A 14,832-nucleotide genomic window follows, 5' to 3' on the forward strand; every position below is an offset into this window, starting at 1 on the left:
CCATGACAGCAGCAGCCGAGATCCACCCGAAGACCGTGCGCGGAGTCACCCGCATCGTCCGCAATGCCAAGGCCGCGTCGAGTCTGTTGGCGACGACCTCGACCGCGGAGAAGAATGCAGCGCTCGGCGCCATCGCCGACGCTCTGCGCAGCAGCACCGACCGCATCGTCAAGGCCAACGATGCCGATATCGCAGCCGGCACCGGGAACGGGATGAGCGACGCTCTTCTCGATCGTCTGCGCCTCGACGCCGATCGCATCGCCGCGATCGCCGATTCCGTCGAGGACGTCATCGACCTGGCTGACCCCGTCGGCGATGTCGTCGTCGGCCGGACTCTGCCCAACGGCATCCGGCTGACCCAGAATCGCGTGCCCATGGGTGTCATCGGCGCGATCTACGAAGCCCGTCCGAACGTCACCGTCGACATCGCCGTCCTCGCCCTCAAGTCCGGCAATGCCTCGGTCCTGCGCGGCGGGTCGGCGGCCCAGAACTCGAACACGGAGATCATCTCCATCCTCCGCCGCGCAGTCGAATCGGCGGGACTTCCGGCCGACTCGATCAGCGGCATCGACCAGTACGGACGCGAGGGTGCGCACGTGCTCATGAACGCCCGCGACTACGTCGATCTGCTCATTCCCCGAGGCGGCGCCGATCTGATCAACATGGTCGTGCAGGAATCGATCGTGCCCGTCATCGAAACCGGGGTGGGCAATGTGCACATGTTCATCGACTCCACCGCCACCGTGAAGACCTCCGTCGATCTCGTGCTGAATTCGAAGACGCATCGTCCCAGCGTGTGCAACTCGTTGGAGACCCTCCTCGTCCACGAGAAAGCCGCGAAGCGTGTGCTGCCGAAGATCCTCGAACGGCTCGACGGCGCTGGAGTCATCGTCCACGCCGACTCGGACGTTTCAGCACTGGCACCTGCGGGGATGAAGATTCGCCGGGTGTCACGACGTGACTGGGCCAAGGAGTATCTGGGGCTGGAGATCGCCATCAAACTCGTCTCCGGAATCGAAGAGGCCATCGACCACATCCGCGCCTACAGCTCCGGCCACACCGAAGTGATCGTGACGAAGGACCTCGACAACGCCGACACCTTCGTCACAGCCATCGATGCCGCAGCGGTGGGGGTCAACGTCTCCACCCGATTCACCGACGGGGGAGAGCTGGGCTTCGGCGCAGAAGTGGGAATTTCCACGCAGAAGCTGCATGCACGCGGTCCCATGGGACTCGAGCAGCTGACGACGACGAAGTGGGTGATGATGGGCAACGGACAGGTCCGTTCCTGAGCCGCCGGCGATTCCGACACCCGCCCGATCGGTTGGGGACCCCCGATCGGGGGAGCCGTCGGAAGAGGAAGATGTCATGTCGATGCCGGATTCCTGGGTCGTTCATGAGAAACTGAGAAGGTAATGACGCCGACGCGCTTGTGCGCGTCGGACACTGAGTAAGGAGAAAAGACGTGAACGCAGCCATTATGGCCGCCGCAGCCGAAGGTGGGGAGCACGCCGCCCACGTCGAGCTGCCGATGGATCCGATCTGGTACGGACTCATCACCCTGGCGATCTTCATCACGATGGGCCTGGTGTCTCGGTCGTGGAAGGGCATCTCGCACCGCCACTGATATGGCAGAGCACAGACGCAGAGTCGGTGTCATGGGCGGCACCTTCGACCCCGTCCACAACGGCCACCTCGTTGCGGCCAGTGAGGTTCAGGCGACCTTCGACCTCGACGAGGTGGTCTTCGTCCCCACGGGACGGCCGTATCAGAAGGACGTCGAAGAGGTCAGCAGCGCCGAGCACCGGTATCTGATGACGGTCATCGCGACGGCATCGAATCCCCGGTTCACCGTCTCTCGAGCCGATGTCGACCGACCGGGCCCGACGTATACGATCGATACGCTGCGGGACCTCGCCCGCAGCTATGGTCCCGATACCGAGTTGTTCTTCATCACCGGCGCGGACGCTTTGGCTCAGATCCTGACGTGGAAGAATGTGGATGAGCTGTTTTCCCTGGCCCACTTCGTCGGCGTCAGTCGGCCCGGGCACGAACTCCATGGTGAAGGACTGCCGGTCGATCGGCTGAGTCTCGTGCAGATCCCTGCACTGGCGATATCGTCCACGGATTGCAGACAACGGGTGATGGATGGTGCACCTGTCTGGTACCTCGTGCCGGACGGCGTAGTGCAGTACATCGCGAAGTACGAGTTGTACAGGAGTGAGAATGGCTGAGGAGCAGTTCACGTCACGTCGAGCACGGCGGGAAGCCGAGAGGCTGGCGGCGGAACAGGCGTTCGAAGCACGAGAGGTTCCTGAGCAGCCGAAGGAGGCTCCGAACTCTCGCGCGGGGCTCCTCAATCCGCTGCCGCCGAAGAAGCCCGATGCGAAACCCGCTGCCGAGACCAGCGATGACACCGCCTCACGTATCGACCCCTATCCTTCGCCACGGACCAGCCACGAACGCGGTGCCCTGGCATCTGACCACCCGCAGGAGTCGCGGCCCCCGGTCCATGCCGAGGACCGTCTCGACCCGACTCGGACTCCGCTGCCGCACTTCCAGACCCGAGCAGAGAAGAAGCGGTACCTGCGCGAACACGGACTCTCGCTGAACGGCGATCTGTCCACCGGCGCGATGCCGGTCGTGGCCGACGAGCAGGAACTGGCCGAACGCCAGGCCGCTGCCGAGGGCCGCTTGACCGGTCCGATCCCGGAGGTCCCGGAATCGGACGCCGCACAGTCGGCAGCTACCGGTTCGCAAGGCCTCGAGTCAGACACAGCCGACGCGGATGCCGCAGCCGACCCTGCAGATGCCTCGTCCGTGTCGAGCCCGGATGCGGATGCCGCGAGCACCGAGCACGAATCCTATGACACCGCCGGTTTCGGGGGAGGCTCCGACGAGGTCGCCGCCCGTGATTTCGAGGCCCCCGTCACTGCTGACTCGGCACCGCGCCCGGCGACCGTTGACAGCGAGCCCTACGACGCGCTGTCGATGCCGTACTCGGCCCTCGACGCAGATGCTCCGGCGCTCGGAGACGAGTCCGAGAACGAGAAGCCGGCAGACGCCGCGGACCAGACCGAATCGGCGGATCAGAACGGCTCGGCCGACACGACAGACTCGGATGCTGTCGCTGGTGCCGTTCCCGCTCCCGCGGACGAACCTGCTTCCGCGGACGAACCTGCTTCCGCGGACGAGCCGGCTGCGACGCCCGAGGCAGATGCCGCAAGCGAGCCCGAGTCCGCGTCCCGTTCGCGGCGGATGCCGATCGTGCAGCCTCCCTCGACGTCCGGAGTGCGCGTCGTCACCGCCGCATCGGCACAGATCCCCGAGGTCGACGAGACGCGCGGGAGCGAAACTCAGCGACAGCAGACCCCGGACTCTGTCCGCGGCGAAGAGTCGCAGACCGGCACGGGTACCGACGCTGCAGATCAGTCGCCGGGTGACGCCGGCTCCGATGACGCGGCACGTGCCTTGGCCGCCAACCCGGAGACCCGTCCGATGGACGCAGTGCCCGAAGCCTGGTCGCTGCCGAATGCCGACTACGAAGACGAAGAGACCGAGAACCCTCCCGGCTCACGCATCCGAGCCAGCTCGGTCACCGGGCAGGACGGTCAGATCCTCATGGGCGAAGAGCCCTCGAAGATGCCCTATATCGTCCTCGGCGTCGCCGCGTTCTTCGCCTTGGCCCTCATCGTCATCGCCCTCGTCATGTTCCTCTGAACATCACACGGGGACACACCACCTCCACCACCGCATCCATGCGAAAGGATCTTGTGAGCGAGATCGCCGAATCCACCCAGCTGCTTCGAACCGCCGCCAAAGCGGCGGACGAGAAGCTCGGAACCGACATCATCGGCCTCGATGTGAGCTCCACGCTCTACATCACCGACGCGTTCCTCATCGTCTCGGCCGACAACGAACGCCAGATCGGTGCGATCATCGACGCGATCGAACAAGAGCTGCAGCTCGTGCACGACCTCACCCCGCTGCGCCGCGAGGGTCGGGGAGGGGACTGGGTGCTGCTCGACTTCGGAGAGATCGTCGTCCATGTCTTCTCTGCCGAGCAGCGCGAGTACTATGCGCTCGAACGGCTGTGGAAAGACGTACCGGCTATCGACCTGCAGCTGCCCGAACCCGGCTCGGACGAATGACGAAGACGGTGCTGTTCTGGCGTCACGGACAGACGGACTTCAACGTCGCCGGTCGCTTCCAGGGACAGTCCGACGTCCCCCTCAACGACACGGGCCGAGCTCAGGCCGAAGAAACCGCTCGACTCCTCGCCGAGTTCGATCCGGAACTCATCGTCTCCTCCGACCTCTCCCGTGCAGCGGCGACCTCCGACAGCCTGGCGACGCTCGTCGGTCGCGAACCCCTGCGCGACGAGCGTCTGCGCGAGACCGCATTCGGTGAGTGGGAAGGGCGCACGCGCGCCGAGGTGGCCGAGATCTGGCCGAACGAACTCGCCGAATGGGCCTCCGGTGCCGATGTCAATCCGCCCGGGGGCGAGTCCCGTTCCCAGTCCGGTCACCGCGTCGCAGCTGCCATCTCCGAGATCGTACGGTCGACCGACGCCGAGCCGATCGCCATCGTCGCTCACGGTGCGGTCCTGCGGGCAGCCGCCGAAATCCTGTTGGAGATGAACGGGACCGGTCGGCTCGGCGTCCTCGGCAACTGCGGTCACGGAGAGTTCGGATTCACCGGCGACAGCTGGGTGCTGCGCAGCTGGGGCGCGTTCTCCCGCTGAGGCGAGGGTCAGCGGCGCTGCCGGTTCGGTTCTCCGCCGTCCGGGCCGCGCCGGACTCAGCTGTCGGCCGTCCGGGCCGGTGCGACGGATCTGATGAGCTCGACCAGCGAGTCCGCCGACCTCGCCCAATCGAAGGCCAGTGCCTGCACCTGTCCGGCCGCGGACTTCCCCGCCCATCTTTCGGCGTCCGTGAGCCGGGTGATCGCCTCGGCGATCGACTGCGGGTCCTCGGGGTCGAAGTATTCGGCCGCCTCGGCGGCGATCTCCCGAAAGATCGGAATGTCCGAGACGGCCACGGGCACGCCCTGAGCCATCGCCTCGATCACGGGCAGCCCGAATCCCTCTTCGCGCGAGGCCGTGACCAGAGCTGTCGACTCGTCGAGCAGGCGCGCGTACTCCTCTTCGCTGACTCCTCGGTGGAAGACGACCTTCGCGCGGTCGGGGATGAGGGCACGCAGCTGAGCTTCCCGACGTCCGTCGATGCGGCTGGCGATGTGCAAGGTCCACCCGGGCAGGTACTCGAGGGCGCGGATGAGGGCCTCGACGTTCTTGTACGGCAGGAACGCGCCCATGTACAGGAGTGTCTTCGCATCGTGTCGGTTCACCGTCCGCGTGGAGGTGGCGGCCACCTCGGCGGCATTGGACACCACCTGCACCGGCCTGCGAGTCAGGTGATGAGCGGCGATGAGATCCTTCGTCGTCTCGGACACTGCCGCCACCGCGTCGGCTCGATTGAGGAGCAGCCGCTGCGGGAAGAAACTCAGATGGTACGCCCGCCACAGCAGCCGGACCGGCAACGGCAGATCGCCGGGCGGCTTGGGGTGGGAGTAGTAGATGAGGTCGTGGATGGTCAGAATGAGCCCGTACCGGCGACCGAAGGAGCCCATCGTCTGCATCGTGGAGAACACGACATCGGCTCCCAGGGCATTGAGCTTCCCGGCGATGGCCACCTCAGCGGGGGAGGTGGGGTCTGACAACTCGACCCATGCGCAATCGGGCAGCAGCGCCAGCTGGGCCGGGTCGCTGATGATGACGGTGACGTCGATCTCCGTGTCCTCGACGGCCCTGAGCAGGGCCGAGAGCAGACACGAACCGTACCGGGAGATCCCGTCGTGGTGATCGGTGCGGGTGAAGCGCGCGTCGAAGAAGACCGACAGCCTCGAAGAGGGTTGACGGCTCTGTGTGTTTTTGCTCATGGAACTCCGAGTCGATAGTCTGATTCTTCGAAAGTCTGTGTCTGTCCGAATGCGTATTCTGCGACGAAGGATCAGTGAGTGAAGGAATCATCACCTGTGCCCGCGGCCGTTGAGGCCCGTTCATGATCCTAACGCTGATCGCTCTGGCGGGACTGGTCGTGCTCACCCCGGTCCTCACTCGTTTCGCCGGCCGGGAGAGCGGCTGGCCGCTCGCCGCCGCCTACCTGGGCGTGGCTGCGCTGTTCACCCCCACTGCCGCCGAGGTGATGGCCGGGAACAATCCCGAGACGTCCTATCGGTGGATTCCCAGTCTCGGCGTCGACCTGGCTCTGCGAGCCGACGGCATCGGCGTCGTCTTCACCTATATCGCCCTGATCATCGGGGCAGTCGTGTTCATCTATTCGACCCGCTACCTCAGCCCGGGCCGGAACACGAGCTTCTACTGGCTGATGGTGATCTTCACGTTCTCCATGGTCGCGCTCGTGCTCACCAACGATGTGCTCGTGCTGTTCGTGTGCTGGGAGCTGACGTCGCTGGCGTCCTTCTTCCTCATCGCCCGGTCCGGATCACCCGGACAGGCACCGGCCCTGCGGACGATGTTCTTCACCTTCATCGGAGGCCTCAGCCTGCTGGTGGCCACCGGTGTGATCATCGCGGTGACCGGGACGACGAACCTCGCCGAGGCGATCAGCTCCCCGGTGTGGACGGGCCAGCCCGAGGTCACGACGCTGGTGGCTCTGCTCGTCGGCGTCGCCGCCATGACGAAGTCCGCGCAGTTCCCCTTCCACCCGTGGCTGCCCGATGCGATGGCCGCTGCCACCCCGGTCTCGGCCTATCTGCATGCCGCTGCCGTCGTCAAAGCCGGCATCTTCCTCATGCTGCGGTTCTCACCGACCTTCCACGCCACGCCGGCCTGGAACGTTCTGCTCGTGACGGCGGGACTTCTCACTGCGTGTCTGGGCGGCTGGTTCGCACTCAACCAACATGACGTGAAGAAGCTCATGGCCTATTCGACGGTGTCCCAGCTGGGCCTCATCACCGCCGTCATCGGCGTCGGCACCGAGGCGGCCATCGCTGCCGCCACTCTCCACGTCATCGCTCACGCTCTGTTCAAGTCCGGCCTGTTCATGATGGTCGGAGTCGTCGACCACCTCGCCGGCACCCGCGACCTCGCACGGATCCCGAAACTCATGCGGTCCGCTCCGGCGGCGTTCACGGTGATGATCATCGGCTGTGCGTCCATGGCTGGGATTCCGCCGCTGTTGGGCTTCGTGTCGAAGGAAGCCCTGCTCACGGCCCTGGGAGAGACGCCGGGCGGTCCCTGGGCCGGGTGGGTGGCTCTGCTCGTCGCGGTCGGTGCCTCCGTGCTCACCTTCGCCTATTGTGCGAAGACCGTCTGGGGCAGCTTCATCGACGGGCGCGAACCCGAGACGGGTGACATCCACCGCGGTTCTCCCGTCATGCTCATCGCGGCGGCCCTGCCGATCCTGGCCTCGTTTCCGCTGAGCTTCGTCCTCTTCCTCCTCGACACTCCGCTCGACCACGTGGTGCGCGCGGCTGTGCCGAACGCCACCGAACACGTCCATCTGGCGCTGTGGCACGGATTCAACATCGAACTGCTCGCCTCTGGACTCATCATCGCCATCGGCGTCGTCCTCATCCTGCGTCGCTCACGCGTCTTCGTCTTCTTCCACAAGGCCACGCTGCCGTTCGACGGATCCGATGTCATCGACTCGCTGACGACGGGCCTCGAACGTCTGGGACACGGTCTTGCCGCCTTCGTCCGCCCGATGAACTCCGGACCCTATCTGGCGATGTCGTTGGGCGGGCTGAGCGTGCTCGCCATCGGCTCGATTCCCGTCGTCTTCGCCGACTTGCCGCCGCTGCAGCAGAATCTCAGCCGTCCGGTGGACGTCATCCTGCTCGTCCTCATCACCGTGGCAGTCCTCGTCCTGTGCACCTCGCATTCGCGTCTGACGACCGTTGTGGCGCTGTCTGCCATCGGCATCCTCGCCACCGTGCAGATCCTGGCTCTCGGCGCCCCCGACGTCACCCTGACGCAGCTGCTCGTCGAAGCGATGACGATCATCGTCATCATGCTCGTGCTCCAGAAACTTCCCCGTTCGTTCTGGAAGTACCCGAAGCGCAAACAGACTCCGCGCCTTCTCTTTGCGGTCATCGTCGGTGCCAGCGCGGCCGGACTCACCCTGGTGCTCAACGGCCGGCGGGAACGTTCCGACCTCGGTCTGTACTATCTCGACAAGGCTCCGGAGATCAGCGGCGGAGACAACATCGTCAACACGATCCTCGTCGAATTCCGTGCCCTCGATACCCTTGGTGAGCTGACCGTCCTCGGCATGGCCGGAATCGCGATCGTCGCTGTGATGTCGACGGTCAAGGACAAGTTCATCGACCCGCCGGCCGAGAACATCCCGGAACCGCCGCGGCCTCCGTGGGTGTCCATCCGCCCCAAGGGCACCACTGCGTACCGCGGCGTCCACGAGGCGTGGCCGAACGTCATCCCGCTGCAGCTGACGCTGAAGGTCCTCGGTCCGCTGCTGGCGGTGAGCTCACTGCTGATCTTCTGGCGTGGTCACAATTCCCCGGGCGGCGGATTCATCGCCGCGCTCGTCGGTTCAGCCGTCATCGGCTTGGCCTACCTGTCGACGCCGAAGGATCGTGCGATCGGTCCGCCGCGGGCACCCCTGTACCTCATCGGCTCCGGCGTGGCCACGGCAGTGGTCACCGGCATCATCGGTCTCCTGTTCGCCGGTTCGTTCCTCCACCCGATGCACGCCGAGTTCGCCGGTCAGCATTGGACGACGTCGATGCTCTTCGATGTCGGCGTCTACCTGGCGGTGCTCGGACTCATGCTGCTCTCGTTCAACCTCCTCGGCGTCTCGGACTCCGCGGCGACTCCGGCCGGTGACGATGTGCTCACCAACGGCATCATCCGACGCGACGTCGAACGCACCCGCGAACGTGCCGATGAGCTGCTCTACGGGGAGTTGAGCGGTCCGATGGAGGCGATCCGCGGGGAACGCCCCGAACGCAGCCGCCGCCGCGGCGCTGAGGATTCCGAGGAAGCGAAGGTGCGGGCGAACTCGACGCATATCCTCCGCGGGGACTCACCGGCCGGCGGAGATGGGGAGGAAGCATGATCCTGGCACTGACGATCGGCGTCCTCACCGCCGGAGGCGTCTACCTCATGATGCAGCGCTCCATGGTTCGGGGAGTCTTCGGACTCACCCTCATCTCCCACGCCGCGAACTTCATCCTGCTCTCGGCGGGGGTCGGCGCCTGGAGAGGCGAACCGCTGGCCGGGCGCGGTTCCCTTGCCAACGCGGCCGACCCGCTGCCTCAGGCATTCGTGCTCACCGCCATCGTCATCACCTTGGCAGTGACGATCTTCATGCTCGCTCTGGCCGTGCTCGGCCATGACGACGACCAGAAACGCAACCCGGAGACGGGGGAGGAGCGCGACTCATGAACTCAGCCCTGCTCCTCCTGCTCGTCGCCGTCCCGCTCCTGGCCTCCGCCCTGAGCGTGCTCATCACCTCACGCACCTTCGACCGACTGCTCCTTCTCGCTGTTCCCGTGTTCGTCGGCGGCAGCGGAATCGGACTCCTCGGGCTGCACGGTTCGACCCCGGTGATCGCCCATTCCGTCGGCGACTACGTGCCCGGTCTGGCGATCGTGTTCGTCTCGGACACGTTCACCGCACTGATGCTGGTGCTCACCTCGCTCGTCGCGTTCGTCAGCAGCCTGTTCCTCATCTCCACCGGAGAGGATCAGTACCGGTTCGTTCCGGCGCTCATCATGATGATGCTCACCGGAGTCTATGGTGCGCTGCTGACCGGTGATCTGTTCAACCTCTTCGTCTTCGTCGAAGTGATGATGCTGCCCGCATACGCGCTCATCGCCGTCACCGGCACCTGGCGCAGGCTCGGCATCGGACGACTCTACGTGATGGTCAACTTGCTGACCTCGACGATGCTGCTCATCGGCGTCGGATTCGTCTACGGCGCCACCGGCACGGTCAACCTCGCCGTTCTGGCAGGTCAGGGACAGCCGACCGGCCAGGCCGGGATCGCGCTGGGCGTGGTGCTGCTGTCGCTGTTCATCAAGGCCGGCGGCGCGCCCTTCCACGGCTGGCTCGTCCGCAGCTATCCGAACACCTCGGCGGGCATGATGTCGCTGTTCTCCGGGCTGCATTCGAAGGTCGGGCTCTACGCGATCTACCGCATCTACACCACTGTCTACGGAGACCCCGCACCATGGGCGACGGTCCTGCTCATCGTCGCGGTGGCGAGCATCCTCATCGGTGCGGTCTCCGGCTTCGGACAGGTGCGGGTGCGTAATGTGCTCGGATTCCAGATGACTGCCGGCGTCGGCCACATCCTCGTCGGCGTCACTCTGCTGACCTCGGCAGCCCTCGGCGCCGGTGCGTTCTACATGATGCACCATATGATCACGATGGCCGGCCTGCTGCTCATCATGGGCGCGGTCGAACAGATCTACGGCACCGGATCCTTCCGCAAGCTGTCCGGGCTCGCCTCCCGCGAGCGATGGGCGACGATCCTCATGATCCTCGGACTCTTCTCCCTGGTCGGTCTTCCGCCGACCTCGGGGCTGTGGGGCAAGGTCGGACTCATCCGGGCCTCCACGGACACCGGCGGCGGCTTCGGATGGGTCCTGGTCTCAGCCATCGTCGCGGGCGCAGTGATCAGCCTGTTGGCGCTTCAGCGCACCTGGCGCAACACCTTCTGGGGACCGCCGATGCAGACGTACCGTCCGGACTCGGCAGAGACCGGGCGTGCCCCGGCCGAACCGATCATGCGCAGCGTGCGCATCCCCGCCCGTCTGCTGGTGCCGGCGACGATCATGATCGGTCTCTCCGTTGCGCTCTTCTGCTTCCCGGAGCCCCTGCTCGACCTCACACACCGGGGAGCCGAGGGGCTGCTCGATCACAGCGACTACATCGAGGCGGTGATGGCACCGTGATGCGTCTCATCCACGGCATCTCCTACGTCGGCTTCATCGTCCGTGCGATCATCACGGGGTCGGCGACCGTCATCGCCCGACTCTTCCGCAGCGACTACGCCGAGCCGATGATCGTCGAACTGCCGATGCGCTGCGCCACCGACCTCGAAGTCACTGTCTTCGCGTCGTCGATCACCATCACACCCGGCACTCTGGTCGCAGCGATCGCCGCCGGCACGTCGACGACCCCGCCGGTGGTCTTCGTCCACGCCCTGTTCGAAGAGTCGGAGGCATCCGCTCTCGACGGACTCATCGATATGGAGTCGCGTCTGCTGTCCATGACCCGTGGACGCGCGCCGGGACCACACACGGATCTGCAGGGAGGACATCCATGATCGTCATCGCGGGCATCTGCTCGGTCATCCTCGCCGTCGCTATCATCATCGGCCTCATCCGGGTGCTCACGGCCCGCGATCAGGGCTCACGTGCGGTGGTCTCGGACCTCATCTACTTCTCGGCCATCGCGATCGTCACGATGCTCGGCATCATGGTGTCCTCGTCGATCGTCCTCGACGTGGTCTTCCTGTCCTCCATGGTGGGGATCCTTGCCACGATCGCACTGTCGCGCATCCTCACGAGGGGGCACCGCTGATGAACGAAGCACTGGCCACGACCCTCGTCGGGATCTTCGGCATCACCGGATCCCTGCTGCTGCTCGGCTCCTCGCTGGCGATGTTCCGGGTGCGCGACGCCCTGTCGCGGATCAACGTGTTCTCTCCTGCCACGGGTCTCGGTATGCCCTTCATCGTCGTTGCGGCCTTCATCTTCGACCTCTATTCGTCCGGGTTCTCCTGGTTCTCGCTGATCATGGCCGTCATCGCGGTGCTGTGCCTGATCATCGTGTCCTCGGTCGCGAGCAACACGTTGGCCAGGTCGACGGTGCTGTCGGGACAGCCTGTGTTCCGCAAGACCTCGCCCAATCGGCTGGCAGCACCGCCAGAAGGGGTTGTCGACATCGACCCCGAGGCGAAGGACTCCTGATCCGACTCAATCAGTTGGGTCTGCCGGATCAGTTGGGTCTGCCGAGCGACCGAACGCGTGGGCTCAGTCCCGTCCGGTCGTGCGCATCGTGATGTTGATCCTGCCCCCGCCGAGGTGGTCCAGCCCTCCCGCGTCCGGTGCGGTTCTCGGCTGGATCGACCTGACCCCGTGGTAGGCGAAGCGAGCAGGGCCGCCGAAGACGAAGGCGTCACCCGAGGCCAAGCGCAGATCCTCGAAGGGACGATTGCGGGTCTCCGTGTTCCCGAACCGGAAGAGGCATGTATCGCCCAATGACAGGGAGACGACCGGCGCAGGGTCGAATTCGTCCTTGTCCTGATGCATGCCCATCTTCGCGTGCTCGTCGTAGTAGTTCACGAGAGCTACATCCGGGTGGTAGTCGGCAGGGTCGAAGCCCCACGCGGCGGCCGTTCCTGCAGCGAATTCCCCGGAGTCCTCGACGACCGTGACCGCCGTCTGCAGAACCTGACGGCCCAGGCGGGTCATCCAATCGGGGAACGGCAGCACCACCTTGTCGTTGACGTCGACGGCGCGGCGGTCGTAGCGCCCGGGCTGCCAATGCCAGCCCAGCCCGATCGTCGTGACACTCATCGGATGCCCTGCAATCGTCGTCGCGTGGGGAGGAACCGGACCGGACTGCCATTCGGCGTAGCGGGCGATGATCCACTGCTGTGCCTCGGCGGTGAGGAAGCCCGGAACCCAGACCGCACCGGGTGCGACGACTGCCGGTCGGCGGTCGAAAGCCTCATCGGCGAAGAGCGAATCCATGTCTACCAGGATGCCAGAGCGGGATCGAGAATGATCGCGAGACCCGAGGAGACACGATCGGCGAGTCCCCGAGCCCTTCGGACTCAGAGTTCGCCGACCGGCACCTGTTCGTCGGCCAGCCGATCGGCGCTGACTTCCTTGCCGATGAGCGCGCGCAGCTCGTCGCCGTAGTCCCAGACATTGACGTTCATGGCCGCGGTGACCGTGCCGTCGCGATGCCAGAAGACGATGAATTCGCCGCTGGACTCGTCACCGCGGATGATGACGTCGTCCGCGGGGTCTCCGCGTCCGACGTATTCCATTCCGAGGTCGAACTGGTCGGTGTAGAAGTACGGCTGCCAGTCGTAGGACTTTGTCCCGCCGCTGATCGTCGAGGCCGCTACCTCGGCCTGGCGGACCGCGTTGTCCCAGTGTTCGACGCGCAGACGTTCACCGCGCAGAACGTTCTGTGCATTCGCGATATCGCCGATGGCGAGGATACTGCCGTCGGAGGTGCGCATCTGTTCGTCGACGATGACGCCGTTGTCGGTGGCCAATCCCGCCGAGGAGGCGAGATCGATGGCAGGATCGGCACCGATTCCGACGACGACGAGATCGGCGGCAACACTCCCGGCGGTCGTCTCGACGCCCTCGACCGCGGAGTCACCGGTGAACGCGGTCGTCTCCGCGTTCTTGACGAAATTCACTCCGTTCTTTCGGTGCAGGTCCTCGAAGTGCTCGCCGAGGACCGGGCCGAGGACGGACGAGAGTGGGGGAGCGTCGGTATGGAGGATCACCGTGACATCGCAGCCGTGGGACTTCGCCGCCGCCGCGACCTCGAGGCCGATCCAACCGCCGCCGATGACAGCGACCTTCTTGCCGTCGCCGAACTGGGAACGGATGGCCACGGCATCTCCGGCATCGCGGAGAGTGTGGACATTGCCCAGCTGAGCACCGGGAACATCGAGTGTGCGGGGCACCGATCCGGTTGCGAGGATCGCCTGACCATACGCCAGTTCCCGTCCGTCATCGAGGGTGACCGACTGAGCGTCTGTGTCGATGGAGGCCACCGAGGCGCCGAAGAACGTCGAGACATCGTGAGCGGAGTACCAGTCTTCGCCGCGGAGTGCCGAATCGGCAGGATCCGACCCTTCGAGCATCACCTTCTTCGACAGGTCCGGCCGATAGTACGGCGCCGCAGGATCGGCGCCGACGAGCGCGATCTGCGCCGTGTAGCCGGCGTCGCGCAGGGATTCGACCACGGTGCCTCCTGCGAGGCCTGCGCCGATGACGACTGTTCCGAATTCGTCTGCCATTGTCGGTCCTTTCGTAGAGGGGACTCTCTGTCGACTGTACTCGCAGAGTTCACCAGGCTCCACCGGATCCGCTCCAGGTGACAGCTGTGCCGATCGAGAGATGACCGCGGTCGCGCGTTTTTGGTCTGCAGCCGGGTGCAGGCGTAAGCTGACAATGGTCAGGGGCTATAGCTCAGTTGGTAGAGCGTCTCGTTCGCAATGAGAAGGTCAGGGGTTCGATTCCCCTTAGCTCCACACATCGCTCGGGTGCCTCGTCGGACGCCGAATCCGGCGTTGAGGTTCTCATGCCATCGGGACCAGGCTCTGCGGCACGAGACGCGTCGAAGTGAGCAGAGTGAGGACGGACGTGGAATGAAGACGAAGACGGCGATCATGACCGGCATCCTCGGCCTTGCCGGCGTTGCCCACTTCTCCCGGCCCGATCTCTTCGACTCCATCGTGCCGCCTCGTTTGGGCAACCCGCGATTCTGGACCTACGCCAGCGGCATCGCTGAGCTCGGCTGTGCAGGACTGTTGGCCAACACGGCCACCCGGCGCCTCGGCGGTGCCGCATCTGCCGCGCTCATGGTCGGCGTCTTCCCCGCCAATATCTACACAGTGGTCAGACACTGGGACAACCCGAAGGGCCGAGCAATCGCCTGTGCGAGGCTGCCGCTGCAGATCCCGCTGGTGTGGGCTGCGGCCGCGATTGCCGCTGACACCGACTGAATCCTCTGCAGCCGCTCCCTGCGTGCCGGACCACGTCGTAGCGCGAACCCGTACCGGCCGGGCTTCGGGTCATCTGTTG

16 protein-coding genes and 1 tRNA gene are annotated in these 14,832 nt (G+C 65.4%); 14 read left to right on the plus strand and 3 right to left on the minus strand.

The genetic code is table 11. The features are described 5' to 3' along the window. The first annotated feature begins 2 nt into the window (after positions 1–2). The 6 genes from HF684_RS08540 (at position 3) to HF684_RS08565 (ending at position 4,744) form a co-directional block, all read left to right on the plus strand. Entirely contained in the window at positions 3–1,292 is a 1,290-nt protein-coding gene (locus HF684_RS08540; protein ID WP_101593614.1) for a glutamate-5-semialdehyde dehydrogenase, read from the plus strand. A 173-nt stretch (positions 1,293–1,465) separates the two neighbouring features. Continuing rightward, entirely contained in the window at positions 1,466–1,627 is a 162-nt protein-coding gene (locus HF684_RS08545; protein WP_155807341.1) for a hypothetical protein, read from the plus strand. 1 nt (position 1,628) lies between these two features. Next, positions 1,629–2,234, plus strand: coding sequence for a nicotinate-nucleotide adenylyltransferase (gene nadD, locus HF684_RS08550; protein WP_035319614.1), 606 nt, complete (start codon positions 1,629–1,631; stop codon positions 2,232–2,234). After that, complete coding sequence (locus HF684_RS08555; protein WP_169252152.1) at positions 2,227–3,720, plus strand: hypothetical protein; 1,494 nt, start codon at positions 2,227–2,229, stop codon at positions 3,718–3,720. Before nadD ends, HF684_RS08555 begins: the two co-directional genes overlap by 8 nt. Positions 3,721–3,773: 53 nt before the next feature. Beyond that, a complete protein-coding gene (gene rsfS, locus HF684_RS08560; RefSeq protein ID WP_025776782.1) occupies positions 3,774–4,151 on the plus strand; it encodes a ribosome silencing factor in 378 nt (125 codons plus the stop codon). After that, complete coding sequence (locus HF684_RS08565; protein WP_101553974.1) at positions 4,148–4,744, plus strand: histidine phosphatase family protein; 597 nt, start codon at positions 4,148–4,150, stop codon at positions 4,742–4,744. The genes rsfS and HF684_RS08565 overlap by 4 nt, the downstream gene beginning before the upstream one ends. 56 nt (positions 4,745–4,800) lie before the next feature. Here HF684_RS08565 and HF684_RS08570 read toward each other — a convergent pair whose 3' ends face one another. Continuing rightward, a complete protein-coding gene (locus tag HF684_RS08570; protein WP_211168095.1) occupies positions 4,801–5,940 on the minus strand; it encodes a glycosyltransferase family 1 protein in 1,140 nt (379 codons plus the stop codon). 122 nt (positions 5,941–6,062) lie between these two features. Between HF684_RS08570 and HF684_RS08575 the strand changes: the two genes are divergently transcribed. From HF684_RS08575 to HF684_RS08600, 6 genes are read left to right on the plus strand one after another with little or no spacing between them, the layout of a single operon-like run. Continuing rightward, positions 6,063–9,101, plus strand: coding sequence for a DUF4040 family protein (locus HF684_RS08575; RefSeq protein WP_169252153.1), 3,039 nt, complete (start codon positions 6,063–6,065; stop codon positions 9,099–9,101). Then, positions 9,098–9,430: a cation:proton antiporter subunit C gene (locus HF684_RS08580; RefSeq protein ID WP_169252154.1), complete on the plus strand. Its 333-nt coding sequence runs from the start codon at positions 9,098–9,100 to the stop codon at positions 9,428–9,430. The genes HF684_RS08575 and HF684_RS08580 overlap by 4 nt, the downstream gene beginning before the upstream one ends. Then, on the plus strand, positions 9,427–10,944 hold the full coding sequence (locus HF684_RS08585; RefSeq protein WP_169252155.1) for a monovalent cation/H+ antiporter subunit D family protein: 1,518 nt from the start codon (positions 9,427–9,429) through the stop codon (positions 10,942–10,944). The genes HF684_RS08580 and HF684_RS08585 overlap by 4 nt, the downstream gene beginning before the upstream one ends. After that, positions 10,944–11,318 carry a Na+/H+ antiporter subunit E gene (locus tag HF684_RS08590; protein WP_169252156.1) on the plus strand — a complete coding sequence of 125 codons (375 nt, stop codon included), beginning with the start codon at positions 10,944–10,946 and terminating at the stop codon, positions 11,316–11,318. The genes HF684_RS08585 and HF684_RS08590 overlap by 1 nt, the downstream gene beginning before the upstream one ends. Continuing rightward, positions 11,315–11,575 carry a monovalent cation/H+ antiporter complex subunit F gene (locus HF684_RS08595; RefSeq protein ID WP_169252157.1) on the plus strand — a complete coding sequence of 87 codons (261 nt, stop codon included), beginning with the start codon at positions 11,315–11,317 and terminating at the stop codon, positions 11,573–11,575. The genes HF684_RS08590 and HF684_RS08595 overlap by 4 nt, the downstream gene beginning before the upstream one ends. Then, a complete protein-coding gene (locus HF684_RS08600) occupies positions 11,575–11,964 on the plus strand; it encodes a monovalent cation/H(+) antiporter subunit G (protein WP_169252158.1) in 390 nt (129 codons plus the stop codon). Before HF684_RS08595 ends, HF684_RS08600 begins: the two co-directional genes overlap by 1 nt. 63 nt (positions 11,965–12,027) lie before the next feature. Here HF684_RS08600 and HF684_RS08605 read toward each other — a convergent pair whose 3' ends face one another. Both HF684_RS08605 and HF684_RS08610 read right to left on the minus strand, forming a co-directional pair. Next, entirely contained in the window at positions 12,028–12,750 is a 723-nt protein-coding gene (locus HF684_RS08605) for an alpha-ketoglutarate-dependent dioxygenase AlkB (protein ID WP_169252159.1), read from the minus strand. An 83-nt stretch (positions 12,751–12,833) separates the two neighbouring features. Beyond that, a complete protein-coding gene (locus tag HF684_RS08610) occupies positions 12,834–14,045 on the minus strand; it encodes an FAD-dependent oxidoreductase (protein WP_169252160.1) in 1,212 nt (403 codons plus the stop codon). A gap of 161 nt (positions 14,046–14,206) precedes the next feature. On the opposite strand from HF684_RS08610, the gene HF684_RS08615 reads away from it, so the two are divergent. After that, a tRNA-Ala gene (locus tag HF684_RS08615) sits at positions 14,207–14,279 on the plus strand. Between the two features lie 117 nt (positions 14,280–14,396). After that, entirely contained in the window at positions 14,397–14,753 is a 357-nt protein-coding gene (locus tag HF684_RS08620; RefSeq protein WP_169252161.1) for a hypothetical protein, read from the plus strand. Positions 14,754–14,832: the final 79 nt, after the last annotated feature.

Origin of the sequence: Brevibacterium sp. 'Marine', from assembly GCF_012844365.1 — a bacterium.
Taxonomy (GTDB): Bacteria; Actinomycetota; Actinomycetes; order Actinomycetales; family Brevibacteriaceae; genus Brevibacterium.

Excerpts from the sequence above, each read along its gene's own strand:
- HF684_RS08540 (WP_101593614.1), top strand. The coding sequence starts at position 3 with ATGACAGCAGCAGCCGAGATCCACCCGAAGACCGTGCGCGGAGTCACC.
- nadD (WP_035319614.1), top strand. The coding sequence starts at position 1,629 with ATGGCAGAGCACAGACGCAGAGTCGGTGTCATGGGCGGCACCTTCGAC.
- HF684_RS08555 (WP_169252152.1), top strand. The coding sequence starts at position 2,227 with ATGGCTGAGGAGCAGTTCACGTCACGTCGAGCACGGCGGGAAGCCGAG.
- HF684_RS08565 (WP_101553974.1), top strand. The coding sequence starts at position 4,148 with ATGACGAAGACGGTGCTGTTCTGGCGTCACGGACAGACGGACTTCAAC.
- HF684_RS08570 (WP_211168095.1), bottom strand. The coding sequence starts at position 5,940 with ATGAGCAAAAACACACAGAGCCGTCAACCCTCTTCGAGGCTGTCGGTC.
- HF684_RS08575 (WP_169252153.1), top strand. The coding sequence starts at position 6,063 with ATGATCCTAACGCTGATCGCTCTGGCGGGACTGGTCGTGCTCACCCCG.
- HF684_RS08580 (WP_169252154.1), top strand. The coding sequence starts at position 9,098 with ATGATCCTGGCACTGACGATCGGCGTCCTCACCGCCGGAGGCGTCTAC.
- HF684_RS08585 (WP_169252155.1), top strand. The coding sequence starts at position 9,427 with ATGAACTCAGCCCTGCTCCTCCTGCTCGTCGCCGTCCCGCTCCTGGCC.
- HF684_RS08590 (WP_169252156.1), top strand. The coding sequence starts at position 10,944 with ATGCGTCTCATCCACGGCATCTCCTACGTCGGCTTCATCGTCCGTGCG.
- HF684_RS08595 (WP_169252157.1), top strand. The coding sequence starts at position 11,315 with ATGATCGTCATCGCGGGCATCTGCTCGGTCATCCTCGCCGTCGCTATC.
- HF684_RS08600 (WP_169252158.1), top strand. The coding sequence starts at position 11,575 with ATGAACGAAGCACTGGCCACGACCCTCGTCGGGATCTTCGGCATCACC.
- HF684_RS08605 (WP_169252159.1), bottom strand. The coding sequence starts at position 12,750 with ATGGATTCGCTCTTCGCCGATGAGGCTTTCGACCGCCGACCGGCAGTC.
- HF684_RS08610 (WP_169252160.1), bottom strand. The coding sequence starts at position 14,045 with ATGGCAGACGAATTCGGAACAGTCGTCATCGGCGCAGGCCTCGCAGGA.
- HF684_RS08620 (WP_169252161.1), top strand. The coding sequence starts at position 14,397 with ATGAAGACGAAGACGGCGATCATGACCGGCATCCTCGGCCTTGCCGGC.